Source organism: Roseibium sp. AWQ4_290, assembly GCF_056160985.1.
On record NZ_JBSWYG010000013.1, the window covers coordinates 87,349 to 113,990 of the forward strand.

Here is a 26,642-nt window from a genome sequence, read left to right on the forward strand (position 1 = left end):
GCCGGGTGCGTTCTCATCCCCGGACCTGCAGCGCTCCCGGTCTCCTGACATCTGACCCGGTCAAATTCGCCCCGGCGCTTGTTTGTCCGTGCCGCGGGTCAACACCTTTTGGCCTTGCGTCCCTGTCCGGGACACATGGCTTTTTTTGTGTGAAACGGTTTCTAAAAGTTTAAGCGGCACTCTCACGCCAAACAGGTGATTAGAGAGCAGTCATGTCCAATCGAAGCGGAGAGCAAGCCTACGGCCCTGATCCCGAAGGGGACGAACGCGAAACCGGTTGGCGGCAGGAGCGGCTGGAAACAGCCCCGGTCGACGCCCGGATTTCTGACGCGGACGCCGCATTTCTTGCAGATCGCGGCCGCAGGGTCACGGACCGGCCCGTTTCCAAGGCCGCCAAGCGTCTTCAGCATGTGGCCACCGCCGGGCTGTTGATTGCGCTTGCCGCTGCCCTGTTTCTGGTGACCTTGGACGGCCTAAACCGCTTTCTTGGCCTCGGTCTTGTGTTTTTTGCCGGCGGGCTTGCCGTCTGGCGGCTGATGGCGGATGAAATGCAGCAGGCGCAGGAAGCCCTTCTGGTCAAGGACCGGAAAATCCGCCGCCTGACCAGCCGTTGCGAGGAGCTGGAAGACCGGGCCTGGGAGCTTGGCGAATCCGACGAACGGCATGCCAGCATTCTGGCGACCCTTGGCGATGTTGTGGTGCGCAGAGACACGGATGGCCTGATCACCTATGTCAATTCTGCCGCCGAAAACATCTTCGGTCAGACCCATGACCTTACCCCGGGCAGACCCCTGCATCTGCCGCTGGTCGCCGGGGATTTGCCTCAGGACCAGGGCAACACGCCGCATCCCGCCAGCCCTTCGGCCAGAGGGTTTCAGGACCTTCACATTCAAACGGCGGCCGGGCCGCGGTGGTTTTCCCGCATTGACGTGCCCGTGCGCGACACCGGGTCGGACCGGCAACTGGTCCAGACGGTACTGCGGGACGTGACCGACCGGCGGCTGATCGAAGAAGAGCTTCTGGCTGCCCGGCATTCGGCCGAAACCTCGAATGAAGCCAAATCCCGCTTTCTGGCCACGGTCAGCCATGAGATCCGCACCCCCCTGAACGGCATTCTGGGCATGGCCTCTCTGCTGAAGGACACTCGCGTGACCAAGGAGCAGGGCGCCTATATCGATGCGCTGGAAACCTCCGGAGAGACCCTGCTTCTCCTGATTGACGAGGTGCTCGACTTTTCCAAGGTGGAGGCGGGCAAGCTGGACATTCAGCTGGCGCCAGTGAAAGCCGGGGCGCTGGCAGAACATGTGGTGGAGCTGCTGGCCCCGAAAGCCCATGCCAAGGGCTTGGAAATTGGCATGATGCTGGACCCGTGCCTGCCCGAAGAGCTGACCCTGGATGCAACCCGGGTTCGTCAGATCCTGTTCAACCTGATCGGCAATGGGATCAAATTTACAGATGAGGGCGGCGTGGCAGTTGAACTGACCGGCCAGCCCAATCCCGTGGGCGGCAGTTTTCTGGCCATTGATGTGCGTGATACCGGCATCGGTTTTGACGAGGCCGAGGCGGAACGGTTGTTCAAGGAATTCGAACAGGTGGATCACGGCCCGGCGCGCAAATTCGGCGGCACCGGACTGGGGCTGGCCATTGCCCAGCGTCTGGTCCGGCTGATGGGCGGCCAGATCACCGCCCGGCCCGGCGCAGAGGGCGGCGGTCATTTCCGGGTCACCCTGCCTATTCCCGAAGTCCTGAACGAAAGCGAAGATCCGCGTCTGGCGGCTCTTTCGGGCCGCAGCATCGTCTTTGTCACCAACAGCCGGATCGAATGCCCGCTGCTGGCCAGGCGTCTGGAGCGCCACCGGGCGGATGTTTCCATTCAAGTGCCCGGCAGCCCGACCCTGGAAAAGGCGCTTGCGGGCGCAGATCTTCTGGTGGTCGACAATGCGGCCCTGTCGGACAGCGGCGGCTGGCTGGCCTCCGCCCGGCTGGCCGGGTGCCCGGTTCCCGCCATAGTGCTGATTTCACCGGGCGAACGGGACCGGCTCGCGGATCTGCGCTCGGCCGGCTATGCCGCCTATCTGATCCGCCCAGTGCGGATCGAGACCCTGGTTCAGGTGTTTTCCGGCCTCTTGAGTGGCTCCGCCCAGGACCATGCCTGGGAGGCCGGAGCCGATCCTGTCAGCACGGAAGCGTCCGCGCGCCGCCCTGCGGCGCCCGCCCGGCCTCTGCGCCTGCTTGTGGCTGAAGACAACGATATCAACCGGCTGCTCAGCGAAGCCATGCTGCGCAAGCTCGGCCATGTACCGGTGATGGTGGTCGATGGGGAGGCAGCGGTCGCAGAGGCGTCCTCCGGCGGCTTTGATGCCATCTTGATGGACCTGCACATGCCCGGTCTCGACGGGTTTGAAGCGATCCGCAAGATCCGCGAAGAAGAGATGGCCCATGGGCGTCCTCCCGTACCGGTGCTGATCGTCACTGCCGATGTGATGCAGGATGCCCGCGACAAGGCCGTAGAGATGGGGGCTGCCGGATATCTGACCAAGCCCCTGTCCGCGGACGCCATTTCAGCGGCCCTCGACAGCATCGCCCGCTAAAGGATCTTGCTTTTGAACCTGAGGGCCACCACGGCCGGAGCAGATCCGGGTCTGGGGCCGGGGTTTGGTCTGACTGCGGCAATGTTCCAGTTTTCACTTATCCAATGCTCATATACACTTCCGCGATGGGATATCCGGAAATCAACCCGGCTGTCATCCAGCTGTAGGAAAGATGTGTTCTAGGACGCGTTTAAAGCATGTGGGCCCGCGCCGGAGATCCTGTACCGGCGAACGTAAAAAGACACGTGAAACAGCTTGCAAGCTGTGAAACGGACCACGTGCCGCTGAAGGAATGCAAGAGGGTAGACTGTCCATGATGCGTGAAGGACTTTTTTCTCCGAAGAAACTGGTGCGCAAATTTTCGCCAGCTCTGCGCGCTGACGCTGCGGCCTCAACGCATATGCGCCCGGGAGCGCCAGTCCACACACCGGGCGAGACGCTCGGCCGCATCGGCTCGCTGGAAGTGCGTCTGGCGCGCAATTTCAAGGAAGTGAAAAAGGCGCAACGGCTGCGCTATCAGGTCTTTTATGAAGAAATGTCCGCCATTGCCGATGCCCATACCCAGGCAACCCGGCGCGATGCGGACCCGTTTGACACCTATTGCGACCATCTTCTTGTCGTGGATCACGCATCCTTGAAACGCAACAAACTGGGCCGGTTGAAACCGCAGATCGTCGGCACCTACCGGGTGCTGCGCCAGGAGATTGCCGATCGCCATGGCGGCTTCTACACCTCTGCCGAATATGATATCCAGCGCCTGATCGATGCCAATCCGGGCAAGCGGTTTATGGAACTGGGCCGGTCCTGCGTGCTCAAGCCCTACCGCAACAAAAAAACGGTTGAACTGCTGTGGCACGGCATCTGGTCCTATGTGCTGCGGCACAAGATCGACGTCATGCTTGGGTGTGCTTCCATTGAAGGCACCCAGCCCGATGCACTGGCAGAGCAGCTCTCCTTCCTGCATCACGCCTCACGCGCGCCAGAAGAATGGCGTGCACGGGCCGTTCAGGACCGCTATGTGGAAATGAACCGCCTCGCCTCTGAAGACATCAACCAGAAAGCCGCCCTGCGCGCCCTGCCGCCTCTGGTCAAGGGCTACCTGCGGCTCGGGGCCTTTATCGGCGACGGCGCGGTGATCGACCACCAGTTCGGAACCACCGACATTCTCATCATCATGCCGGTCAGCGAACTCAACACCCGCTACGTGAATTACTACGGCGCCGACGCAAGCCGTTACGCAAGCTGATGCCGGTGTGGTGGACTTGAAATACGCCTGATTTTTGCAACGCGCGCCGTCGCGTATTTCAGTTCCGAAAACCTCATTAGAAACATAGGTTTGCTGGTCACCTTCTTTACTCTGAAGTTCGTTCGGAGCGTGCCGGGAAATGAGACGAGCTTCAGATTCAGGTGGCTCGTAAAAACTGCCATCAGCAAAGCGACGGATCTGCCCGCCGGAATCTGGCACTATGGAATTGCACGGGAAGGGCGAAGCCTTAACGCCCCCTTAAATTGCCGCATTCTATCTTCATCACCGGGGACCGGTTTTCAACCGGACATGATGACGGGACGAATGAGCGATGGCGCCTCGGGCGAAACGCCAGGCACGGATTGAGCCGACCTTCGGGGAAACGGACAGCACTCTGCTTGACCTGCGCCTTGGGCCGCAGGACCGCCCAACTGCACCCGCCTCCAAATCCGGTGCCAAACCCAAACGCAAGACTGCCGGCGCCCGCACCCGCAAGAAAGCACCAGCCAAAAAGACGGGAAAACCCTCCAAACCGAAAGCCGCAACCGGCAGATCCCGGGGCACAAAACCCCGGCAGAGCAAAGGCCGGGGCAGTCGGTCCGGAGCAAAGCGGCGCAGCAGTGTGCGCGGCTTCCGTTTGCGCATTCCCCCGGTGGTCGGCAGGCTGTTCAAGCGCAGTCTTTACTGGAGCGCGGTTCTTGGCATCTGGGGCGTGATCGCCGTGGTCTGCGTAGTCGGCTACTATGCCGCCTATCTGCCGCCGACCTCCGAGTGGCAAGTGCCGGCCCGGCCCCCCAATGTGAAAATTGTGGCTGGAAACGGAGATCTGATTGCCAACCGCGGCGACACGGGCGGCGAGGCGGTACGGCTGGAACAGCTGCCCCCCTATCTGCCCAATGCGGTCATTGCCATTGAGGACCGCCGCTACCGCTCCCATTTCGGCGTCGACCCGGTGGGCCTGCTGCGGGCCGTCTACACCAACCTGACTGCCGGGCGTGTGTCCCAGGGCGGCTCGACCCTGACCCAGCAGCTGGCCAAGAATCTGTTTCTGGAACCGGACCGCACCGTGAAGCGCAAGATCCAGGAACTGGTGCTCGCCTTCTGGCTGGAAGCGGAATATTCCAAGGACGAGATCCTCGAAATGTATCTGAACCGGGTCTATCTCGGCTCCGGTGCCTATGGGGTGGATGCCGCCGCCCGGCGCTATTTCGGCAAGTCGGCGCGCCTATTGACGATCGCGGAAGCTGCGACCATCGCCGGTCTGTTGAAAGCCCCCTCCCGCTATTCCCCTGCGCGCAATCCGGATCTGGCCGAGGACCGGGCGCAGCTCGTACTGGCTGCCATGCATGACGAGGGCTACATTACTGCAGATGAAGCCAAAAACGCCCTGGCCGCTCCGGCCAAGGTGGTCCGCCGCTACACGTCAGCAAGCGAGAACTATGTGGCCGACTACGTGATGGACGTGCTGCCGCATTTTGTCGGCTCAATCGAAAAGGACATTGTGGTCGACACGACCATCGATCCGGCCATGCAGCAGTCCGCCGAAACAGCCCTGCGCGCTGCGCTTAAGGAAAACGGCAAGACCCTCAGGGTGTCTCAGGGTGCGATTGTCACGCTGGATACGGCCGGGGCGATCAAGGCCATGGTCGGCGGTGCCGACTATGCCAGAAGCCAGTACAACCGGGCAGCCTATGCCAAGCGCCAGCCTGGCTCAGCTTTCAAACCCTTTGTCTATCTGTCGGCTCTGGAAAACGGTATGACGCCGGACACCATCCGTCAGGATCAGCCGACCACCATCGGCAAATGGTCGCCGAAGAACTACACCAAGCAATATTACGGGCCGGTCTCCCTCACCCGGGCGCTCAGCCTGTCCCTGAACACCATTGCCGCGCAACTGGCCAACCAGGTCGGACCCGGAACCATCGCCAGCACAGCCAAGCGGCTTGGCATCACCTCGCCCCTGAAGGCGAACCTGTCGCTGGCCCTGGGCACATCGGAAGTCTCGCCGCTGGAAATCGCGTCGGCCTATGTGCCCTTTTCCAATGGCGGCTATGGGGTCCTGCCGCATATCATCCGCCGGATCCGCACCGTTGACGGCAAAACCCTTTATTCCAGATCCGGCGACGGCCGGGGCCGGGTGATCCAGCGCCAGCAAGTCGCGGACATGAACCGGATGATGGCCGAAACCCTGCTCACCGGTACGGGCCACAAGGCCCGTCTTGACAGCGGGCGGCCAGCAGGCGGCAAGACCGGCACCACACAGGATTTCCGCGATGCCTGGTTCATCGGCTATACGGGCAATCTGACCACAGCGGTCTGGTTCGGCAATGACGACAATTCGCCGACCCGCAAGGCAACCGGCGGCAGCCTGCCAGCTGCCACCTGGAAAGCCGTGATGGATTCGGATCACAAAGGCCTGCCGGTGGCCGATCTACCCGGCGTTCCAAACCTTCCGGCCACGATTGCCGCGCCGCGCAAACCCCGGACCCAGCGGCCAGCCACTGTCAGTTCCGGCAGTGCGCCAATCCCACCCGCTCCAATTGGCGGCGAAGGCGGCGATGGCGAACGGCGCGGCCCGCTCAATCTCCTGCGCAATATTTTCGGCGGCGGGTAGCGCCCCCCTGTCGCGCGTTATAAAAGCCGGTGACCTGCGAACTCAGTAGGCTAGGCCCGTGGATCCAAACTCACTTGACAAGGACCCATCCGACCGGGTTTTGGCATGTGGTATTAGCCGTAGCCGTGCAGGTGAAGACCGTTTTCCTTAAGCCAGACGCGGGCCCGCGGGGTTTGCGGCGCAAGATGTTCGCACAGGCGCCAGAACCGGCTTGAATGGTTCATTTCCTGCAAATGGGCAACCTCATGGGCGGCCACATAGTCCAGAATATCGGGCGGGGCCAGGATCAGGCGCCAGGAAAAGGATAGCCTGCCATTGGAGGCACAGGAGCCCCAGCGGCTTTTGGTGTCGCGGATGCTAATGGCGGCGATTTTCTTGCCCAGGACCCTGGCGTGATGATGGGCCCGCTCCGTCAAGTCCCGCCGCGCCTCTTCCTTCAGCCAGGATATCGCCTTGCGCGGAATATGATCGTCTGCGCCGGGCACCAGCAGGGCCGGCATTCCGTCTTCCGCCCGGCCCACCGTGACCAGCCCGCGCAGTGTGCCGGTTGGAACGATGACATGCTCTTGCCCGCGCAGAGGAACGATGTCCCCGGCGCGGAACGCCACATGGTCCGGCCGGTCCTGCAGCCGGTCGATCAGCCAGTCGATATGCTGGCGGGCAAACCGTTCGGCGCGGGAGAGATCGCCACCCTTGGGCACCGTTAGAACGGGGCCGGACCGGTCTGCCGGCAGACGGAGCAGATAGCGCTGTGCTCTGGGATTGGCCCGCAGACGGATGCGCACAGCCGCCGTCTCCGTTTCAATCTCGATATGGTCCGGCAGCTTGGAAGGCGTGCGGCGCAGGCGCATGGTCAGGGGTCCGGTCGAATCACTTGCAGGGAGTTTAAAGCAAATCGCGTTTCATGGGTTTTGCCTTTCGCTGCCTGACATCAGAAACGTTAACGCAAAAGACAAACCGGTTTCCCCACAGGAACATGGCGCTCCGGGATCGGGAGCCCAAACACTATTTTTAAGGAATGAAAATGACGAAAGCGGCGCTTTGGGCGCCGCCTTCGGTCAGGCCGTCCGCAGACGGGTCCAGGACAATCCGTTTCAGGAGGCGGGCGCCTCGCCGCCAGTTGAACGGCCCCGTTTGGCCATGAAGCGGTCGAATTCTTCCTGGTCGCGGGCCCGGTGCAACTCCCGCAGAAATTCGTCGAAATCCGCCCGCATCGCGTCCAGCTTCGCGCGCTCTTCTTCCAGTCGTTTCAGCTCACGCTCACGGTAATCGTCGAATGCCACGTTTCCGGTCCGTGCATAGGCAGGTGTGTTTGACATCTGGTCGAAAGCTCCCTTCAGCGGGCTGCCCCGCCAGTGATCTCTTGCATCGCGGGCCATGGCCTCGAACCGGTCACCCCACAAGATATAGGCGAGCATGGCGAGGCCAAGCGGCCAGAACACCACGAACCCCAGCACCATCAGGCCGATGGTCGCAGGCGTCCAGGCAGGTTTGATCATGCAACTTTTGGTCGTCGTCATCGTCCTATCCATTAAAGACATCCACCCCAAAAAGGTGGGCATTGCCCGCCGCCGCTTCAAGGATTTGTGATGCGCGTCGCATCGGTAGACTAGACACGCGCCCCAGAAAGCGCATTGTCTAAAGGAATGACAACTCTTTGGCTTTGTTTACGGAATCCGCCGCTTCGGAAAGTAGAACCGGCGCAGGAATTCAACGAAAAGAAAATGAAGAAAAATTCATTTGCCTGCGCGGGACAGGGTCAAACCAGCTTTTGACCGTGCAACACCCCGGTTGCGGGCACCGTCCGGCATCGCCCCGGCCCCGGTGCCCGATCCATCTCTTGTCAACTGACAGCTTCCGAGAGCTGGCGGGCCTGCTCGATCCAGTTGTCCCGCGCAATGCGGCCCCGGAAGTCGAGTTTGCTGTCCAGCGCCTCGATTTGGTCGCCGGTGAGCCCGGCAATCTGCCAGTAATGGAAAATACCGGCCTCATTCAAAGCCGTTTCCAGCTTCGGCCCGACACCGCTGATCGCTTTCAGGTCGTCCGCCGCCCCATCGGGCTTGGCCAGCAGGATGTCTGCCAGCGGCCCGGGTTTCCTGGCAGGTTTCCTGGCAGAGACCGTTCCGGTCTTGGCCACCGGCTTGGCTTCGGTTTTGGATTTGGCGGCCGGTTTCGTCACCGCTTTAGCGGCGGATTTGACGGCTGCGACCACTTTTGCCTGGGTAGAGGTTTTCTTTGCTGCAGCAGGGCGCCGGGAGACACCCGGCCGGTGACTGCGGATGAAGTCCATCACACGCGGAGCAATTTCTGACCGCCAGCGGGAGCCGTTGAAAACGCCATAATGGCCCACATTGGGCTGCTCGTAATGGGCCTTCATGTCGTCCGGCAGGCTGGTGCACAGGTCATGGGCCGCCCGTGTCTGGCCCCGGCCGGTGATATCGTCCTTCTCGCCTTCCACCGTCAGCAGCGCCGTGCGTTTGATCTGAGTGCAATCGATCGGCGTGCCGTTATGCTCCATCTTGCCCTTGGGCAGGGAATGATCGATGAATACGGATTCCACAGTCTGCAGGTAGAATTCGGCCGTCAGGTCCATGACGGCCAGATATTCATCATAAAAATCCCGGTGTTTTTCCGCACTGTCTCCGTCTCCGGCGACCAGATGCTGGAAGAAATCCCGATGCGCCGTGACATGGCGGTCCAGATTCATGCTCATGAAACCGGACAGCTGCAAAAAGCCCGGATAGACATCGCGCATGAACCCCGGATGCGGGAACGGCACTTTCATGATGACGTTGTTCTTGAACCAGTCGATGCCCTTGGAAACTGCCAGATCATTCACTGCTGTCGGGGCAACGCGGGTATCGATCGGACCACCCATCAGCGTCATGGTCGCCGGGACATATGGGTCTTCCCGGGCTTCCATCACCGCCGTTGCCGCAAGAACCGGAACCGACGGCTGGCACACGCCGAGCACATGGGAATCCGGCCCCAGGAAATGGAGCATGGAAATGATGTAGTCGATATAGTCGTCCAGATCGAACTTGCCGTCCTGGACCGGTACCATGCGCGCATCGATCCAGTCGGTGATGTAGACATCCGCGTTGGGCAGCAGCGCTTCCACCGTTCCGCGCAGCAAGGTCGCGTAGTGGCCGGACATCGGCGCGACGATCAGCACCTTGGGATCGTTGCGGTGGGTTGCGGTGCCCCGCTCAAAACGGATCAGATCGCAAAAGGGCCGGCTCCAGACAATGTCTTCGCGCACGGGCACCCGCACACCGCCCACCGTGGTTTCGCGCAGGCCAAATTCGGGTTTTCCGTAGCGCCGGGTCGTGCGTTCCAGCACCTCGCAGCCAGCCGCCACCTGGCGGCCATAGCTGGTATGGGTCCAGGGATTGAGCGGATTTTGAAAGCAGAGCCGGGTCATGTCGGCGACCGCGCGCAGCGGTGCCATGGCAGCATGGTTCAGCTCGTACAGATGATAAAATGGCAAAGGCGCGTCTCCTTTGTTTGCGAAGCCGCGCGCCTCATTGATGAAATTGAACATCTTTTGTCGCGGCCCGCTTGTTATGGCACCATCTATTGCATTGCAGCACAATAGCTAGGCAGGCAGCCTGCGGCAATACTGCTATTTGCTACGCTGCAAGACCTGTAAATGGTCTGTGCTATTGGCAAACTTGCTTCGGCACCGAAACGCTTTGCAGCGCAAAAGGCAGATTGGGTATTTAAATCAACTTGGTAGATTTATGTGCCGTATGGGCAAATCGCGACGGTCAGGCTGCCAGATCGGCGACCACCGCGTCGAGCACAAAAAATCCGTCCGGCGTCGCCCGGACCCGGTTTTCCCCGATTTCTTCCACCATGCCGTGTTCCAGAAGCGCTTTCAATCGCATTGGATCAATGGCTCTGTGCGCAAACGCTTCATAGCGCTTCAGATCAATGCCTTCGGTCAAGCGCAAGCCCATGAGCAGGTATTCATCCCCCTGCTCCTCTTCATTCAGGCCCGCCTGTTCCACCAGCCCATGGCCATGGTTTTCGACCGTTTCCAGCCAGGTTTCCGGGTGGGATTCCGTGGATGTTGCCAGCCGGTTCGCCCCCACCGTCAGGCGTCCATGGGCTCCCGGGCCCACACCGGCATAGTCGCCATAGCGCCAATAGACCAGATTGTGCCTGCATTCGGCGCCGGGCCGGGCATGGTTCGACACTTCATAGGCAGGCAAGCCCGCCTCTGCCGCAATATCCTGGGTCAGCCCGTAAAAATCGGCCCCCAGTTCCGGTTCCGGGGTCTTCAGCTTGCCCGCCTGATGCAGCGCGAAGAAGGGCGTTCCCGGCTCAATGGTCAACTGGTAGAGGGACAGGTGATCGGCCGCGAGCGAAATAGCGTCTTTCAGCTCCGCCTCCCACGCGCCAAGAGTCTGGTCGGGCCGGGCATAGATCAGATCAAAGGACAGGCGCGGGAAGGTGGCCCGGGCGGTTTCAATGGCCGCACGCGCGGTAGCTGCATCATGCAGGCGGCCCAGAAGCTTCAGATCCTGATCATGGAGGGACTGCACCCCGAGGGAAACCCGGTTCACGCCGGCCGCCCGGTACCCCTTGAAGCGGGTCGCCTCGACAGAGGTCGGATTGGCTTCCAGCGTGATCTCGATCTTCTCGTCCATGCTCCAGCAATCGGAGACCGCCACCAGCACCCGTTCCACTGTCGCCGGGTCCATGAGCGACGGGGTCCCACCACCCAGAAACACGGACTGGACGGTTTTTGGGCCCGTCAGCCCGGCAAGATAGGTCATTTCCCGGACAAGAGCGTCCGCGAACCGCTCCTGGTCGACCGGCTGGTGGCGGACATGGGAATTGAAGTCGCAATACGGGCATTTGGCCGCGCAGAACGGCCAGTGGATATAAACGCCGAAACCGCCTTCTGCCGCCTCTTGACCGGTCACCGTGTCGCCCCCTCCAGGCAGCCTCGAGCAAAGGCCGTGAATGCACGGGCGCGGTGGGACAGCGGCTCTGCTCCGGCTTCCAGGCCATGTTTTTCCTCTGACGTCATTTCGCCAAAGGTGCGCGTATGCCCGTCCGGTCTGAACATGGGATCATATCCAAAGCCCTGGCTGCCACGCGGCGGCCACACAAGGTCGCCTGCAACCTCGCCCCGGAAAAACTCCTTGTGGCCATCGGGCCAGGCAAGGCACAGCACTGCTACAAAGGAGCCCCTGCGGTTGCCGGGTGCGCCGCCTTCAAGCGTCTGCAGCTTTTCCTCAATGGTGCGCATGGCCATGGCAAAATCCTTGTCCGGCCCCGCCCAACGCGCGGAATAAATGCCCGGATCTCCCTTCAGCGCTTCAACGCAGAACCCGCTGTCATCGGCGAGCGAAGGGAGGCCGGACGCCTCTGCTGCCGCCTCAGCCTTGATCGCAGCATTGTCCTCAAATGTAAGCCCGTCCTCAACCGGTTCCGGCAGGTCCAGATCCCCGGCAGAGACCACCTCGAACCCGTATGGCCCCAGGAGTTCATTGATTTCCCGGATCTTGCCCTTGTTGTGGCTGGCAACAACGAGTTTGCCGGGGATGAGTTTGCGGTGGCTCATGATGCTATGTTCCCGGGCCGGCTCAACCTGGTCAAGCCAGCCCCCTCTTGGCGGGCCTCACCAGCGGGAGACCGGCACACTGATTTAGAGAATGGCCATTTTCTGAAGATCGACCAGACGGGTGATCCCTGCCTTGGCCAGTCCCAGAAGCTGGTTGAATTCGTCCTCGGAGAAGGGCGCGCCCTCTGCCGTGCCCTGAATTTCGACAATGCCGCCCGATCCGGTCATCACGAAATTGGCGTCCGTTTCCGCCGTGCTGTCTTCCGCATAGTCCAGATCCAGCACCGGGCTGCCCTCATGAATGCCGCAGGAAATGGCGGCAATATGGTCTTTGAGAACCGTACCAGACACCATGTCCCGGGAACGCATCCATTCCACGCAGTCGCGCAAGGCCACCCAGGCGCCGGTAATGGCGGCCGTCCGGGTGCCACCATCGGCCTGGATCACATCGCAGTCTACGGAGATCTGCACTTCGCCCAGCGCTTGCAGATCAACAACCGCCCGCAGGGACCGGCCGATCAGACGCTGGATTTCCTGGGTCCGGCCGGACTGTTTGCCTGCGCTGGCCTCACGGCGCATGCGCTCACCGGTTGCCCGCGGCAGCATGCCGTATTCCGCCGTCACCCAACCACGGTTCTGACCGCGGAGCCAGGGCGGCACCCGCTCTTCCAGGCTGGCGGTGCACAGGACATGGGTGTCGCCGAACTTGACCAGGCACGATCCTTCCGCATGTTTGGATACTCCCCGCTCAAGGGTCACAGCCCTGAGCTCGTCAGCTGCGCGTTTAGACGGACGCATGAAACTTCCTTTCGACTTTCGCCATGAAACGGAACAGTCCAGTGCAACACCGCTGTTTCCTTCAAATCCCGTGCGCCTTGTAGACCTCATTTTCGTGCAAGGTAAAGGGCCTGCTTCACGCCGGACCCATTTTGCGCCTATATCTTGGGTATCAGCGCCAAAACCCGGTGCAAAACATGGTCAGTCATACGGAGAACGCCCTTTGAGCCTCAGCGACCTCGACAAGAGATCCCGCGAGATTTTCCGCTCCATCGTGGAAAGCTATCTGGAGACCGGCGAGCCGGTCGGCTCCCGCAATGTCTCGCGTTCCCTGTCCATGTCCCTGTCGCCGGCTTCCGTGCGCAATGTGATGTCCGATCTGGAACATCTTGGCCTGCTGCACTCGCCCCATACCAGCGCAGGCCGGCTGCCGACGGAGGTCGGGCTGCGGTTTTTTGTCGACGCCCTGCTGGAAGTGGGCGACCTGACCGAAGACGAGCGCCGCCAGATCGACGTTCAGGTGCGCGCCTCCCAGGAAGCCACCTCAAGCGAACAGGTGCTGACAGAGGCCAGCCAGATGCTCTCGGGGCTGTCCATGGGCGCGGGGGTCGTGCTGACCCACAAATCCGATACCCGGCTGAAACATGTCGAATTCGTGCGCATTGAACCGCAAAAGGCGCTGGTCATTCTGGTGAGCGAAGACGGGTCCGTGGAAAACCGGGTTGTCGACCTTCCGGCCAACCTGCCGTCTTCCGCCCTGGTAGAAGCCAGCAACTATCTCAACGCCCAGATCCAGGGCCGGACGCTTTCAGACATCCGTACAGAGCTGGAGCGGGTGCGCGATGCGGACCAGGCCGAACTCGACCAGCTCAGCCAGAAGGTAATTGATGCGGGTCTGGCCGTGTGGAGCGGCGACACGGCCACCGACCCGGGCACCCTGATCGTGCGGGGCCGGTCCAACCTGCTGACCGACCTGGACGCAGCAGAGGATCTGGAGCGCATCCGGCTTCTTTTTGACGATCTGGAAAACAAGAAGGATCTGATCCAGCTTCTCGGCCTTGCGGAAAAGGGCGACGGGGTGCGGATCTTCATCGGCTCTGAGAACAATCTTTTTTCCCTGTCCGGCTCGTCCCTTGTCGTCTCGCCCTACAGGGACAGCAACCAGCGCATTGTCGGCGTGCTCGGCGTGATCGGCCCCACGCGCCTGAATTATGCGCGGGTCATTCCCATGGTCGACTACACGGCCCGCCTTGTCAGCCGCATCTTGAAATAACCCCCTTCCGTTTCGCAGGACCCCAGATGCTTTCCTCCGCAGAACTTGAACGCTACGCCCGCCACATCGTCATGCATGAGATTGGCGGGGCCGGGCAGCAGAAACTGAAAGCGGCCAAGGTGCTGGTGATTGGCGCTGGCGGCCTTGGGGCACCGGTCCTGCAATATCTGGCGGCCGCCGGAGTTGGCACCCTCGGCATTGTTGATGACGACACGGTGTCGCTGTCCAATCTGCAGAGGCAAGTCATTCACGATACCGACCAGCTTGGCGAGCCGAAAGTTGCCAGTGCCGCAGAGGCCATCGCCCGGCTGAACCCAAATGTGCAGGTCACGCCCTATCCAACCCGCATAGCCGGGCACAATGCGCTCGCCCTTGTGTCCGGCTATGATCTGGTTGTGGACGGCTCCGACAATTTCGACACCCGCTATCTGGTTTCTGACGCCTGCTTCTTTGCCAAGAAGCCGCTGGTGACAGCGGCGGTCGGCCAGTTCGACGGCTCCATCACCACCTTGAGGCCCTTTGAAACCGGTGCGGATGGTGCCCCCAACCCCACCTACCGGTGCCTGTTTCCGAAAAAACCCCGTGCCGGGCTGCTGCCAAGCTGCGCGGAGGCCGGAGTTCTGGGGGCCTTGACCGGGATCCTCGGCGCCATGCAAGCCATGGAGGTGATCAAGGAGATCACCGGAACCGGCGAGGGGCTCACCGGGCGCATGGTGATGTTCGACGCGCGCAGCTTCCGGATGGAAACGGTCCGCTACAAACGCTCCCCCAAAAACCCGCTGAACGGGGAGGCGCCAAAAAGCTGGGCGGCGCTTCTGGAAGAGGCCTGAGCCCACCACCAAGCTCACGAGGAGGATAGCCATGGCTACGGTGCGGCTGATTTCAGATCAGGAGGCAGAAGACCTGCCGGACGTCAAAGCGGTCTTTGACGATATCCGGCACACCCGCGGCTCCGATTTCATCAACAATGTCTGGCGGGCGCTCGCCAATGACCCTGCCGGCCTGAAACGCACCTGGGAACAGGTGAAGACGGTGATGGCCACGCCCGGCGCGCTCGACCCGAAAACCCGCGAGATGATCTATATCGCCGTGTCGGCTGCCAATGGCTGCAGCTACTGTGTGCATTCCCATACCGCATCCGCCAGGGCGAAAGGCATGAGCGATGAGGAACATGGCGAACTGGTGCAGATCATCGGTCTCGCCTCCATGACCAACGCCCTGGTGACCACGCTTCAGGTTCCCGTCGATCCAGAATTTGAAGCCCAATAGAGCCAATCCCGTTTCATCGGATTGACTGGGGATGGCCAGGGAACATTCTTACACGTCACTCTCTAGAATGACGCACAGAGGGTCCCTGTCCGTTGAAATTGGTCTTCAATGCAAAACCCCGCGCCGGAGACCGGCACGGGGTTTGAGCGCCTACCTAAAGGCTGAACCTTGAAGCTGAATGCGCCTGGTGCGCGTCAGTTCGGCTTCTGGTCGCCAGCCTGCTGGGCCATGTTCTGGCGGTAGAGCTGGGCAAAGTCGATCGGATCGAGCATCAGCGGCGGGAAGCTGCCATTGCGGGTTGCTTCGGCCAGAATGTTGCGGGCGAAGGGGAAGATCATGCGCGGGCATTCGATCATCACAAACGGATGCATGTGCTCCTGCGGCACACCGGTGATCTTGAAGAGACCGGCATAGACCAGCTCGACATTGAACATGACCATGTCGGGACGGGCAGCCTTGGCCGTCAGGGTCAGAACAACCTCGAACTGGTCCTCACCCATCTGCTGGGCGCCGACATTCACATTGATGTCAAGCTTCGGCTGAACTTCGCCCTGCTGGAGGGAGCGCGGCGCGTTCGGGTTTTCAAACGACAGATCCTTGATGTACTGACCCAGGATATGCATGCCCGGTGCAGCAGCACCTTCCGTCTGCGGCTGTGCGCCGCCGTCATTTGTGTCGGTCATCGTATTTCATTCCGTTTCGCGGTGCTGATCTGAAATGAAGAGTACTGAAATCCCTCCGGCTGGCCGCCGGCCCGCGTGATCCGGACAGCCGTGTTAGCGGCTGGCTAACATCTACCAACGGCGGGCACAAGGGCCATGACCTTGCCAGCAAGCCGATTCCATTTCAAAAGAAGGTCATGACGGATCAACCTGCGTCGATGATCACGCTGCCGCACAGGCGGCTGAAGCTCGACACCCTGGTCAGGCTGCGCTGGCTTGCGGTGGGCGGTCAAACAGCAGCCCTTCTTCTGGTGCATGTCGGCCTGGGCTATGGCCTGCCCGCCGGCCCCGCCTTTGCCATGGTCGCCCTGTCCGCCTGGCTCAACATCTTTTTGAAGATCCGCTGGCCCTCCGCCATGCGCCTGTCGGAACGGGCCGCCGCGCTGCAGCTGGCCTATGACATTATCCAGATGAGCGTGCTCCTGTTTTTGACCGGCGGCCTCGGCAATCCGTTCGCCTTTCTCCTGATGGCCCCGGTCATGGTCTCCGCCACAGGCCTGTCGGCGCGCTATACGGTCATGCTGGGGGTTCTGGCCACGGCCAGCGCCAGTTTTCTGGCGGTCTTCCACTTTCCGCTGCCCTGGCCAGATACGGAGAATTTCGCCCTGCCGGTGGTATATTCCGCCGGGATCTGGATCGCCCTGGTGCTGACACTCGGTTTCATGGCGGTCTATGCGTTCCGGGTGGCCGAAGAAGCCCGCCAGCTGGCCGATGCCCTGGCGGCCACCGAACTGGTTCTGGCCCGGGAACAGCATCTCAATGCCCTGGACGGGCTGGCCACCGCTGCCGCGCATGAGCTTGGCACGCCGCTGGCCACCATCTATCTCGCCGCGAAGGAGCTGGACAGCGAGTTCGAAACCGGAGACGCCAGGGGCGAAGACGTCGCCCTGATCCGCTCCCAGGCGGAACGGTGCCGGGAGATTCTGAAACAGCTCACCAGCCTGTCCAGCGAAGAGGACCGGACCTACCAGCGGATGCCGGTGTCACAACTGCTCGAGGATGTGATCGACCCGCACCGGGGCACTGGCGTTGCCATTCATGCCACCTGGACCGGGGAGGGCGCAGAACCGGTCGGCACCCGCAATGCCGCCATCCGCTACGGGCTCGGCAATCTGGTGGAGAATGCGGTCGATTTCGCAAGATCACGGGTGGATGTGACCGCCACCTGGGACGAGACCACCCTGTCGATCGTTATTCTGGATGACGGGCCCGGCTTTTCAATCGATATTCTGGGCCGGATCGGAGACCCCTATGTCTCCGTGCGCGGCAGCAGATCCGCACATGGTGGTTCTGGCGGCACAGGCGGAGGGCTCGGGCTGGGCATCTTCATTGCCAAGACCCTGCTGGAGCGCACCGGGGCAAAGCTGGTTCTGGACAATCAGCCACCGCCCAAAAACAGTGCGCAGATCCGCATCAGCTGGCCACGCGTAATCTTTGAGAGCAGCAATGGAGTGGACGAAACATCGTTTTCGCCCCATAACGGCTGAAATTGACTGTACAGGCGGGTGATGCTTCTGATGGATCGGGCGCCTGACGAAAGAATGGAAGACCAGACGGTAAGACGCCATGACGGACCACATGATCCCTTCAACCGGCTCCGGAGACACAAGTCTCCTCATCGTCGATGATGACAAGCCGTTTCAGCAACGGCTTGCACGCGCCATGGAAAAACGCGGCTTTGCCGCTGAAACAGCCGATGGTGTCCAGGATGCCACAGTGAAGATCGCCCAGAACGCTCCGGCTTATGCAATTGTCGATATGCGGCTGGAAGACGGCAACGGGCTGGATGTCATCGAGAAAATCCACGCCAAGCGCCCGGATGCGCGCGCCATCGTGCTGACAGGCTATGGCAACATTGCCACGGCAGTCACGGCGGTGAAGCTCGGGGCCATTGACTACCTCGCGAAACCGGCCGACCCGGACGACATTGTCGCCGCCCTGGCGCGCAAGCCGGAAGACAAGGCCCAGCCGCCGGAAAACCCCATGTCGGCGGACCGGGTGCGCTGGGAACACATCCAGCGAGTCTATGAGCTGTGCGACCGTAATGTCTCCGAAACGGCACGCCGCCTCAACATGCACCGGCGCACCTTGCAGCGTATCCTAGCAAAACGGGCACCACGCTGACGGTTTCAGCCCGCTTTCCCGCGGGCGGGCCGCATGGAGGCTTGCCCTTCCAACGCCATTTTGCCTAATTAGGTCCTATCGGGAATTCACGCGTGTGAGGCGATTCGGCCTGGCACCGGCGGAACGGAAGCACCAGCCGGGGCCCAAGCCCAACTCACACGAAAAACTGGTCTTGCCCGGCCCTGAACGCCGCGCCCGGACCTGTCGAGATGGCAGGCGGTGCGCAGCTTGTTGAGGCCGGCGCTCCGACGGAGATTGCTCATGCGGCTTCTGGCTGCCCGCAATGAAACTGCGCTGTTCCTCAAATCCGGCCTGTTTGCGGCCTGCGGTCTGGCTGTTCTGTCGCTGGGCGCCCACGCCCAATCCGTCCCGGAAACCTTGCGCATCAATGTGGATCCGCCGGAACCGGGCATTCGTTCCATCACCGTCGACAAAAAATACCGGGCCATCATCAGCCGGGACGACAAGGGGGTGGTCATCGACACGATGGGCAGCGACAACACGCTGCCGCCCTGTGATGTGAAACTGGAAGTGACCCTGGAAAACAGCCGGGTTCTGCACCGGGACGCCAATCTGTGCAGTGGCGGTACCCTGGTGGTGGACGTGTCCAGCGACGGCAAGCCAGGCGCAGCCGCCCGGGTTGTGGGCACGGAAGCCGGTGTTGCCGCTGGGCCCTCAAGCTCGGCACCTGCACAGACACGGCCGGCCGAACTGCCCAAACCGGCGTCCGAGCCGACAGAGACGGCGAAAGAAGCCACCAAGACGTCACCGTCTGTCGTTGAGGTGAAGCCGCCTGAAGATCCCGGCTCCCTGAAACCGCTTGAACAGGTCAACACACCGATTTCAACCCCGGGCCCGAACACGGCCGTGACCGGTGCTGCGTCCGGACCGGGCACTGGCCAGGCACGTCTTGTTGCCCCGTCCGACAGCCGCAGCTGGGTGACCGATCCGGGCAACCAGGCAGGCTCGCTCTCCCTGATCCAGCATGCCGTGCCGCAGACAGATGACCGGGACTTCCGTGCCGACTGCACCACGCAGTCCGGCTTTGCCCGCATCCTGTTCCAGCAGGCCCCGGCCGCGCTGCAAGAGGGCATGCCCCAGACGGTTCAGATCACCGCAGGAACCTATGCGGCCACGTTCAACGCCTTCGGCTCGTCCAGCGCCAATGAAGCGGGCGTCTCGCTGCCGGAAGTCAATGTGGAGATGACGGATCCCCTTTGGGAAGCCATGATCCGGGAATCCGAATTGTCCATTTCGGTGGAGGGCCTACCGCCTTATTCGGTTTCGCTGAAGGGCAGCGCCAACCCGGTGCGCCTGTTTGTGGCCACCTGCGCCCTGCCGCAGCAAATTGTCGGCGAAGAGGGCCTTGGCGGCACCGGTGAGGACCCCGGCTCGGATCTGTCCTGCGCCGAACTCGGCCGCGTCCGTTCCATTGAGGCCGTGCAACCGGGACAGATCGTGTTCCGCAATTCCAGCCAGGAGCCGATCGAAGTTCACTGGGTGGACTACCGCGGCGGGGAACGCCCCTATGCCCGTCTGGAACCCGGCCAGATCCTGGAACAGCAGACGTATGTCTCCCATGCCTGGACCGTGCGCGGCGCAAATGGGCAGTGCCGGGGGATCTATGTGACCCAGTCACCTTACCGGGAAGTGGTCATTACAGGCGGCGGCGCAGGCGGGTTCGCCCCGCAGGGCGGGTTCCCGGGCGGTGCGCAAAATGGTGTCTTTCCGGGCAACAACCAGGGCAGTTTTCAGGGCGGAGACCAGTTCAACCAGGGCGGCCAGGGCGGGCCAGTGCCTCCAGGCAGCGTTGGCGGCGGCGGGCAACCCGCCGTCCAGCAACGGAACGCCCAGGCCAGTGTGGCCGACTACCTGTGCACTGCAGGAATTGACCTCAATGTGGTCTTTTCGCCTGACGGGCAGAGCGCAACGGTTGCGGAGATGGGCTATGGCACTGTAACCCTGCAACGTCTCGGCAGCCCGAATACCTTCCACTATGAGGCGCAGGGCCACGTCCTGAAGGGCCAGATCCAGAATGCGACCTGGTCGCGGCCCGGTCTCAGGGATGTGTTTTGCGCAAGGCGATAATCCGATTAAATTTAGATGATTACAAAAAATACTTTAGGTATTTTTTCCAAGGGTAGTTTTTATTCTTTTTCATAAGATTGAATTGTGTTGATTTCCTAGAGATCTTTAAGAATTTGATCAATCATTACAGCGTTATATCCCCCGACTGCAACCCTTGGGGGAATCACTTAGCCATGTCTTTTTCACGCTGGCCAATAACTTGGAAAATCACCTTACCCATCGCAACGATCCTCGTGTTCACGGTCGCCATCTGTGCCCTCAGCCTGAACAATCTTTACGCCGCCATGTTCGCAGAGCGGATCACCAAAATTGAGAACATCTCAAACAGCGCTGTCGCCATTGCCGCCCATTTCTACAAGAAGGAGCAGATGGGTGAGATGACCCGGGAAGAGGCCCAGGCACGGGCCAAGGACGCCATCGGCGCAATCCGCTTTGAAGGCAATAACTATGTCTTTGCCTATGAGTTCAGCGGCATCAATCTGGTTCACCCGAAAACGGCGCTGAACGGCACCAACATGATCGGCCTGAAGGACAAGACCGGCAAGGAAATGGTCCGGGAGCTGATCAACAAGGCACAGACCGGCGGCGGTGCGGTGCTTTATTTCTGGCCCCGCGCCAACAGCGATATTGCCATTTCCAAATATGGCTGGGGCGCCGGGTTCGCCCCCTGGAACTGGATGGTTGGCACAGGCGTTTATGTGGATGATCTGGATGCGGCCTATTGGAGCACCGCAGCCAAGATCATTGCGCTGGCGGTTGCCGGAGCGCTGGTTGCCATCGCCATTGCCATTGTTGCCCTGCGCCAGACCGTGCGCCCCCTCAGAGCCCTTACCGAGAACATGAGCACGCTGGCGAACGGCAACACGGACATTACCATTGAAGGGTCAGACCGGGGCGATGAGATCGGCCAGATGGCCGCCGCCATGGAGGTTTTCGTCAAGAACGAATCCGAACGGCGCAGCCTGGAAGAGCAGCAAACCGCAACCCAGGAAGATGCCGCCCGAAAAGGCGCCGAGATCCAGACCCTGAGCGGCGATTTCGACCGGCAAATCATGGAGATGCTCAACATTATCGACGGCTCCGTCCAGCACCTCCAGTCGGCCTCCTCGGACATGACCGGCGTTGCGGCACGCACCAATGAACAGAGCGGGCTGGTGTCCCATGCCTCCTCTCAAGCGGCTCACAATGTGGAAACGGTGGCCGCAGCAGCTGAAGAGCTGTCTGCCTCTGTCAATGAGATCCGCCGTCAAGTGCAGACCTCCAGCGAGATCGCGGCCAAAGCCTCTGAAGAAGCTGGAGCCACCAATCAGCGCATGAACGGCCTGTCGGAAGCCGCCAGCCGGATCGGGGAAGTGGTCACGCTCATTCAGGCGATTGCCGAACAGACCAATCTTCTTGCCCTCAACGCGACCATCGAGGCGGCACGGGCAGGGGAAGCCGGCAAGGGCTTTGCCGTTGTCGCGGCCGAGGTGAAGGAACTGGCCACCCAGACCTCCAAGGCAACGGAAGAGATCTCCAGCCAGATCAGCGCGATCCAGGAAGAAACCAGCCATGCGGCCAGCGCGATTTCTTCAGTCACCGAGATCATCAACAACATGAACGAGATCGCCTCGTCGATCACGGCCTCTGTCGATGAACAGGGTGTTGCAACCCAGGAGATCGCTTCCAACGCAACAGAAGCGTCGCGCAGCACGGTTGATGTGACCACCAATATTGAAAGTGTTGCGGAAGCTGCGGAAAACACCCGCGACACGGCGGAAAAGGTTGATGCTTCGGCCCAGGAGCTGCGGGCCAACGCCTCCCAGCTGCGTGGCCAGGTGGCGCATTTCCTGGAAGAGGTGCGCAAGCGCTCCGCCGCATAAAGCAAACAAACCAGGGGCCGGTTTCCCAAAAGGAGACTGGCCTCTTTTCCTCGCCAAAGAGGCGGCAAGCCGAATGGTTTGCAAAACCCTCAATGGGAATGGCTGAGGTCCCGCACTGCAATTCAAGTCTTTTTTGAACCGTCAGACCCGGCGCAGAGCCACCTTGGAAATCCGGTGGCTGGCATTCTTCGTGAGAATAAGATCTGCGCGCGGCCGGGTGGGCAGAATGTTTTCACGCAGATTGATCAGATTGATCTCCGACCAGATCCGGGTGGCGGTTGCCACTGCTTCCTCATCCGAGATCCGGGAATATTTGTGAAAGTAAGACCCTGGATCCCGGAAGGCGGTTTCTCGAAGACGCATGAACCGGTCCACATACCAATGGTGCAACAGGTCTTCATCCGCATCGATATAGACAGAAAAGTCAAAGAAATCGGAGACAAACGGCACCGCGCGCCCATCCTTGGGCAGCTCGCGAGCCTGCAGCACGTTCAAGCCTTCGACAATCAGGATATCCGGCCGGTCAACTGCAACCGTGTGACCGGGCATGACGTCGTAATAGAAGTGCGAATAGACCGGCGCGCGCACATGGCGCTTGCCTGCCTTGATATCCGACAGGAACGTGAGCAGACGGGGCCGGTCAAAGCTTTCCGGAAAGCCCTTTTTTGACATCAGGCCTTCGGCTTCCAGAACCGCGTTCGGGTAGAGAAACCCGTCGGTCGTAATCAGATCCACCTTCGGGCTGGCGGGCCATCGGGCCAGAAGTTCGCGCAACACGCGGGAGGTGGTGGATTTGCCGACGGAGACGGATCCGGCAACCCCAATGATAAAGGGGGTCTTGCCGTCCCGATGGCCGAGAAAGGTCTGGGTGGCCCGGTAAATGCTGATCGTGGCTTCCGCATAGAACGCCAGCAGGCGGGACAGGGGCAGATAGATAGTTTCCACCTGCTCCATGGAGACCGGCGCATTCAGGCCCTGAAGCTGCTCAACCTCGTGCTCGCGCAAGGTCATGGGCGTGTCGGCACGCAAACGGGACCACTGGCGCTCGGTGAACACCCGGTAAGGGGACAAATCCATGTCCAGGGCCGTTGCGACTTTCTGATCCATCGTCTTGCGTGTTCCGCAGAGTTTCTTCCCGTCCAGCGCCCGATTGCTACTCCTGAGGCCGGGACGCCTTTTCCTCAAGTCCGGTCTGTCCCGTACGCCGCCCGAGTTCGGCCATGACATCTTTCAGAGGTACATTGCATACCTTCAGAACAACCAACAAATGATAAAGGACATCAGCGGCTTCCGCCGTCAGGTCTTGCCGGTCGTTCTGAACGGCGGCGATCGCCGCCTCGACCGCCTCTTCCCCCAGTTTCTGGGCGCATTTGGCAACACCCTGGCCCACCAGTTTGCGCGTATAGGACTTTTCGTCGCTGCTTTGCGCTCTGAGTGCGATAATGGCATCCAGATCATCCAGAGTGAACTTGGTCATTTGGCTATGTCCTTCCGGCAGGCGTCAGGCATCAAGACGCATGGGAATACCCGCGCCGGCCATATGTGTCTTGGCATCCTGGATGGTGTATTCCCCAAAGTGGAAAATCGAGGCGGCCAGAACAGCTGTTGCATGGCCGTCGCGCACGCCCTCGACCATGTGGTCAAGCGTGCCGACTCCGCCGGACGCGATCACCGGCACGCGCACCGCATCGGCAATTGCCCGGGTGAGTGCGATATTGTAGCCCGCCTTGGTGCCGTCCCGATCCATGGAAGTGACCAGCAATTCACCCGCGCCCAGCTCGACCACCTTCATGGCAAACCCAATGGCATCAATCCCGGTCGGATTGCGGCCGCCATGGGTGAAGATCTCGAATTTTTCCGGTGTGCCCGGAGCGTTGACCTGCTTGGCATCAATGGACACCACGATGCACTGGGCGCCGAATTTTTCCGCTGCCTCGCGCACAAAATCCGGATTTTTCACCGCTGCCGTGTTGATGGACGCCTTGTCCGCCCCGGCAATCAGCAACTTGCGGATATCCTCCACCGTGCGAACCCCGCCGCCCACAGTGACCGGCATGAAGCAGGCCTCCGCCGTGCGCCGGACAACATCATAGATCGTGTCGCGGCCCTCATGGCTGGCGGTAATGTCCAGAAAGCAGAGCTCGTCAGCCCCGGCAGCATCATAGGCCTTGGCCGCTTCCACCGGATCACCGGCATCCACCAGATCCACAAAATTGACGCCCTTGACGACACGGCCGTCTTTCACGTCGAGGCAGGGAATGACACGGGCTTTCAGGGTCATGACGCAGCGCTCCGGGACGCCAGAATAAGATCCATCGCTTCCTTCGGATCGAGGCGCCCGTCATAGAGCGCCCGGCCCGAAATCGCGCCTTCCAGAATGGCGCAGTCCGGTTCCAGCAGGCGGTGAATATCGTCAATCGAAGCCAGGCCGCCGGAGGCGATCACCGGGATGGAGACTGCTTGGGCCAGCTCCAGCGTCGACGGGATGTTGAGGCCCTTCAGGACCCCGTCCCGGTTGATATCCGTATAGATGATTGCCGAAACGCCAGCGTCCTCGAATTGTTTCGCAAGATCGACGGCTGTCAGCTCGGAGGTTTCCGCCCAGCCTTCCACGGCGACCTTGCCGCCCCGTGCATCGATCCCGACCGCGATCTTGCCCGGAAATTTTTTGCAGGCGTCTTTGACCAGCTGCGGATCGCGCACGGCCACTGTGCCGAGGATCACGCGCGTGATGCCCTTTGACAGCCAGGTCTCGATATGCTCCAGGGTCCGGATCCCGCCGCCGAGCTGAACCGGGTTGCCGGTCGATGCCAGGATGGCATCCACAGCCGCGCCATTGACGCTTTCCCCGGCAAAGGCACCGTTCAGATCGACCACATGCAGCCATTCAAAGCCTTGGGTTTCAAAGGCTTTGGCCTGGGCGCCGGGATCATCATTAAAAACGGTCGCCTGGTCCATGTCGCCCAGTTTCAGGCGCACACATTGGCCATCCTTCAGATCGATGGCGGGAAACAGGATCATGTTAGTCCATTCCTTCCACGATGACGATTTCGCCATCGGCAACTTTCTGGCGGATTTTTACTGCGTCCTGATATTCGGGGGAGTTATAGCAATCGACTGCAGCCTGGAAGCTCGGAAATTCAATCACCACATTGCGGGCCCGGCCCGGGCCTTCAATGGCATTGGTCTTGCCGCCGCGCACCAGGAACCTGGCGCCAAACCGCTCGAAAGCCGGTTTGGCCGTTGACACATATTGCGGATAGCTGTCCGCATCATGCACATCCACCCGCGCAATCCAGTAGCCCTTGCTCATAAACGTCTCTCCACGGTTTGGTATTAAGGCGCCCAGTTTAGAAAATTCGCGATCAGTTCCAGGCCCAGCCGCTGGGACTTTTCCGGGTGGAACTGGGTGCCGATCATGTTGTCTTTCGCCACCATGGCCGTGAAGGTGCCGGCATAGTCAAAGGTGGCCAGCCGGTCGTCCTCGCGGGCACAGGCAAAGTGGTAGGAATGCACAAAATAGGCGTGCAAGCCGTCTGGCCCGGTTTTCAGCCCCTTGAACACTTCGTGGCTTTCCGGCCGGACATCAATGGTGTTCCAGCCCATATGGGGAATTTTCAAGGACGCATCCGCCGGTTTCATGGCCGAAACGTCGCCGCTGATCCAGCCAAGCCCCTCGACAGTCTCGAATTCCAGCCCCCGTTCGGCCATCAGCTGCATGCCGACGCAGATGCCGAAAAAGGGTTTGCCCTGCTGCCGCACCACCTCGTTGAGGGCATCCGGCATTCCGTCAACCGCCCAAAGGCCACGCTTGCAATCAGCAAAGGCGCCCACTCCGGGCAACACGACCCGGTCGGCCTTGCGCACCCGGTCCGGGTCTGCGGTCACGATCACGTCGGGAGACTTCGCGTGGGCACGGGCCGCACGCTCAAACGCCTTTTCGGCCGAGCGCAGATTGCCCGAGCCGTAGTCGATAATCGCGATGGTCATTGATTTGTCTCCGGACCAAGGGTCAGGCCCACCACCCGTTCCGAGCCCACGCGCGGGACAATCGGCTCACGGACCCGGCGGGGCTGCCGGTCTTCTTGTTGCTCTGCCGGCGCATCCTGTCCGGCTTCTTTGTTGAGGAAGCGCAATTCGGCTTCCGCCCGGTTCGCCCCATCGACAATTCCGATCACCCGCCAGCCCTTGCGCTCCAGGGACCAGCGGCGCAGGGCCTGGGCCTCAAACCCGAACAGCAGCGACACGAAAAACGCCGTGACCGCGCTCGCCTCCGGGTTCAGCGACAGCGCCAGCAGCTCCAGCCCGACGGTTACCGCCAGATAGGCAAGAAAGACCACCCACATGCGGTGGACCAGCAGCCAGATGAACGAGAACAGAAAGGCCAGAAAGGAAAACGTGTCCGGCACAAACACAATCCGGTCGCTTTCGCGCGGATCTCCAGCCAGAGTGTCAAACTCCGGCGGAGCCATGACAACATAGGTGCTCATGTGTCCAT

The 26,642-nt window shown here is 61.1% G+C and carries 24 protein-coding genes; 10 read left to right on the forward strand and 14 right to left on the reverse strand.

The genetic code is table 11. The annotated features are described in order from the left end of the window. Positions 1–212: 212 nt before the first annotated feature. From ACXAH0_RS14510 to ACXAH0_RS14520, 3 genes are all read left to right on the forward strand, one after another. A complete protein-coding gene (locus ACXAH0_RS14510; protein ID WP_475192358.1) occupies positions 213–2,591 on the forward strand; it encodes a hybrid sensor histidine kinase/response regulator in 2,379 nt (792 codons plus the stop codon). 313 nt (positions 2,592–2,904) lie between these two features. After that, positions 2,905–3,837, forward strand: coding sequence for a l-ornithine N(alpha)-acyltransferase (gene olsB / locus ACXAH0_RS14515; RefSeq protein ID WP_475192360.1), 933 nt, complete (start codon positions 2,905–2,907; stop codon positions 3,835–3,837). Between the two features lie 331 nt (positions 3,838–4,168). Further along, positions 4,169–6,451, forward strand: a complete 2,283-nt coding sequence (locus ACXAH0_RS14520) for a transglycosylase domain-containing protein (RefSeq protein WP_475192363.1) — start codon at positions 4,169–4,171, stop codon at positions 6,449–6,451. 113 nt (positions 6,452–6,564) lie between these two features. Here the strand turns inward: ACXAH0_RS14520 and ACXAH0_RS14525 are convergent, their stop codons facing one another. The 6 genes from ACXAH0_RS14525 to rph all read right to left on the reverse strand — a co-directional run bounded on the left by ACXAH0_RS14525 (position 6,565) and on the right by rph (position 12,827). Then, a complete protein-coding gene (locus tag ACXAH0_RS14525; RefSeq protein WP_475192364.1) occupies positions 6,565–7,302 on the reverse strand; it encodes a M48 family metallopeptidase in 738 nt (245 codons plus the stop codon). Between the two features lie 243 nt (positions 7,303–7,545). Then, the gene (locus ACXAH0_RS14530) at positions 7,546–7,971 is read right to left on the reverse strand and encodes a DUF2852 domain-containing protein (RefSeq protein WP_475181941.1); all 426 of its coding nucleotides are present in this window, start codon (positions 7,969–7,971) and stop codon (positions 7,546–7,548) included. A gap of 323 nt (positions 7,972–8,294) precedes the next feature. Beyond that, positions 8,295–9,902: a polyhydroxyalkanoate depolymerase gene (phaZ, locus tag ACXAH0_RS14535; protein ID WP_475192467.1), complete on the reverse strand. Its 1,608-nt coding sequence runs from the start codon at positions 9,900–9,902 to the stop codon at positions 8,295–8,297. A 319-nt stretch (positions 9,903–10,221) separates the two neighbouring features. After that, entirely contained in the window at positions 10,222–11,385 is a 1,164-nt protein-coding gene (hemW, locus tag ACXAH0_RS14540) for a radical SAM family heme chaperone HemW (RefSeq protein ID WP_475181944.1), read from the reverse strand. Beyond that, on the reverse strand, positions 11,382–12,029 hold the full coding sequence (gene rdgB / locus ACXAH0_RS14545) for an RdgB/HAM1 family non-canonical purine NTP pyrophosphatase (protein ID WP_475181949.1): 648 nt from the start codon (positions 12,027–12,029) through the stop codon (positions 11,382–11,384). The genes hemW and rdgB overlap by 4 nt, the downstream gene beginning before the upstream one ends. A gap of 84 nt (positions 12,030–12,113) precedes the next feature. Beyond that, positions 12,114–12,827 (reverse strand): ribonuclease PH, encoded by a 714-nt coding sequence (gene rph, locus ACXAH0_RS14550; RefSeq protein WP_475181955.1) that lies wholly within the window; start codon positions 12,825–12,827, stop codon positions 12,114–12,116. A gap of 202 nt (positions 12,828–13,029) precedes the next feature. Here rph and hrcA point away from each other — a divergent pair, with 202 nt between their 5' ends. The 3 genes from hrcA to ACXAH0_RS14565 are packed head-to-tail and all read left to right on the forward strand — an operon-like array spanning position 13,030 to position 15,348. Further along, the gene (gene hrcA, locus ACXAH0_RS14555) at positions 13,030–14,079 is read left to right on the forward strand and encodes a heat-inducible transcriptional repressor HrcA (RefSeq protein ID WP_475181960.1); all 1,050 of its coding nucleotides are present in this window, start codon (positions 13,030–13,032) and stop codon (positions 14,077–14,079) included. A 26-nt stretch (positions 14,080–14,105) separates the two neighbouring features. Further along, on the forward strand, positions 14,106–14,909 hold the full coding sequence (locus ACXAH0_RS14560; RefSeq protein ID WP_475192366.1) for a HesA/MoeB/ThiF family protein: 804 nt from the start codon (positions 14,106–14,108) through the stop codon (positions 14,907–14,909). A gap of 31 nt (positions 14,910–14,940) precedes the next feature. After that, positions 14,941–15,348 carry a carboxymuconolactone decarboxylase family protein gene (locus ACXAH0_RS14565; protein ID WP_475192368.1) on the forward strand — a complete coding sequence of 136 codons (408 nt, stop codon included), beginning with the start codon at positions 14,941–14,943 and terminating at the stop codon, positions 15,346–15,348. Positions 15,349–15,542: 194 nt separating this feature from the next. Here ACXAH0_RS14565 and secB read toward each other — a convergent pair whose 3' ends face one another. Continuing rightward, positions 15,543–16,031 carry a protein-export chaperone SecB gene (secB, locus tag ACXAH0_RS14570; protein WP_475181974.1) on the reverse strand — a complete coding sequence of 163 codons (489 nt, stop codon included), beginning with the start codon at positions 16,029–16,031 and terminating at the stop codon, positions 15,543–15,545. A gap of 176 nt (positions 16,032–16,207) precedes the next feature. On the opposite strand from secB, the gene ACXAH0_RS14575 reads away from it, so the two are divergent. The 4 genes from ACXAH0_RS14575 (at position 16,208) to ACXAH0_RS14590 (ending at position 22,144) form a co-directional block, all read left to right on the forward strand. After that, positions 16,208–17,557: an ActS/PrrB/RegB family redox-sensitive histidine kinase gene (locus tag ACXAH0_RS14575; protein WP_475192370.1), complete on the forward strand. Its 1,350-nt coding sequence runs from the start codon at positions 16,208–16,210 to the stop codon at positions 17,555–17,557. A gap of 91 nt (positions 17,558–17,648) precedes the next feature. Continuing rightward, a complete protein-coding gene (locus ACXAH0_RS14580; RefSeq protein ID WP_475181983.1) occupies positions 17,649–18,194 on the forward strand; it encodes an ActR/PrrA/RegA family redox response regulator transcription factor in 546 nt (181 codons plus the stop codon). 261 nt (positions 18,195–18,455) lie between these two features. After that, entirely contained in the window at positions 18,456–20,282 is a 1,827-nt protein-coding gene (locus ACXAH0_RS14585; protein ID WP_475192372.1) for a VHL beta domain-containing protein, read from the forward strand. A 173-nt stretch (positions 20,283–20,455) separates the two neighbouring features. Further along, complete coding sequence (locus ACXAH0_RS14590; RefSeq protein ID WP_475192374.1) at positions 20,456–22,144, forward strand: methyl-accepting chemotaxis protein; 1,689 nt, start codon at positions 20,456–20,458, stop codon at positions 22,142–22,144. Between the two features lie 141 nt (positions 22,145–22,285). Here the strand turns inward: ACXAH0_RS14590 and coaA are convergent, their stop codons facing one another. From coaA to ACXAH0_RS14625, 7 genes are read right to left on the reverse strand one after another with little or no spacing between them, the layout of a single operon-like run. Continuing rightward, a complete protein-coding gene (gene coaA, locus ACXAH0_RS14595; protein ID WP_475181990.1) occupies positions 22,286–23,251 on the reverse strand; it encodes a type I pantothenate kinase in 966 nt (321 codons plus the stop codon). A gap of 46 nt (positions 23,252–23,297) precedes the next feature. Next, positions 23,298–23,621: a phosphoribosyl-ATP diphosphatase gene (locus ACXAH0_RS14600; protein WP_475192376.1), complete on the reverse strand. Its 324-nt coding sequence runs from the start codon at positions 23,619–23,621 to the stop codon at positions 23,298–23,300. 24 nt (positions 23,622–23,645) lie between these two features. Further along, entirely contained in the window at positions 23,646–24,425 is a 780-nt protein-coding gene (gene hisF / locus ACXAH0_RS14605; RefSeq protein WP_475192378.1) for an imidazole glycerol phosphate synthase subunit HisF, read from the reverse strand. Next, positions 24,422–25,165 carry a 1-(5-phosphoribosyl)-5-[(5-phosphoribosylamino)methylideneamino]imidazole-4-carboxamide isomerase gene (hisA, locus tag ACXAH0_RS14610; protein ID WP_475192380.1) on the reverse strand — a complete coding sequence of 248 codons (744 nt, stop codon included), beginning with the start codon at positions 25,163–25,165 and terminating at the stop codon, positions 24,422–24,424. Before hisA ends, hisF begins: the two co-directional genes overlap by 4 nt. Before the next feature lies 1 nt (position 25,166). Beyond that, positions 25,167–25,457, reverse strand: coding sequence for a DUF1330 domain-containing protein (locus ACXAH0_RS14615; protein WP_475182005.1), 291 nt, complete (start codon positions 25,455–25,457; stop codon positions 25,167–25,169). Between the two features lie 23 nt (positions 25,458–25,480). Then, entirely contained in the window at positions 25,481–26,134 is a 654-nt protein-coding gene (gene hisH / locus ACXAH0_RS14620; RefSeq protein WP_475192382.1) for an imidazole glycerol phosphate synthase subunit HisH, read from the reverse strand. Further along, entirely contained in the window at positions 26,131–26,634 is a 504-nt protein-coding gene (locus tag ACXAH0_RS14625) for a DUF2628 domain-containing protein (protein ID WP_475192383.1), read from the reverse strand. Before ACXAH0_RS14625 ends, hisH begins: the two co-directional genes overlap by 4 nt. Positions 26,635–26,642 lie beyond the last annotated feature (8 nt).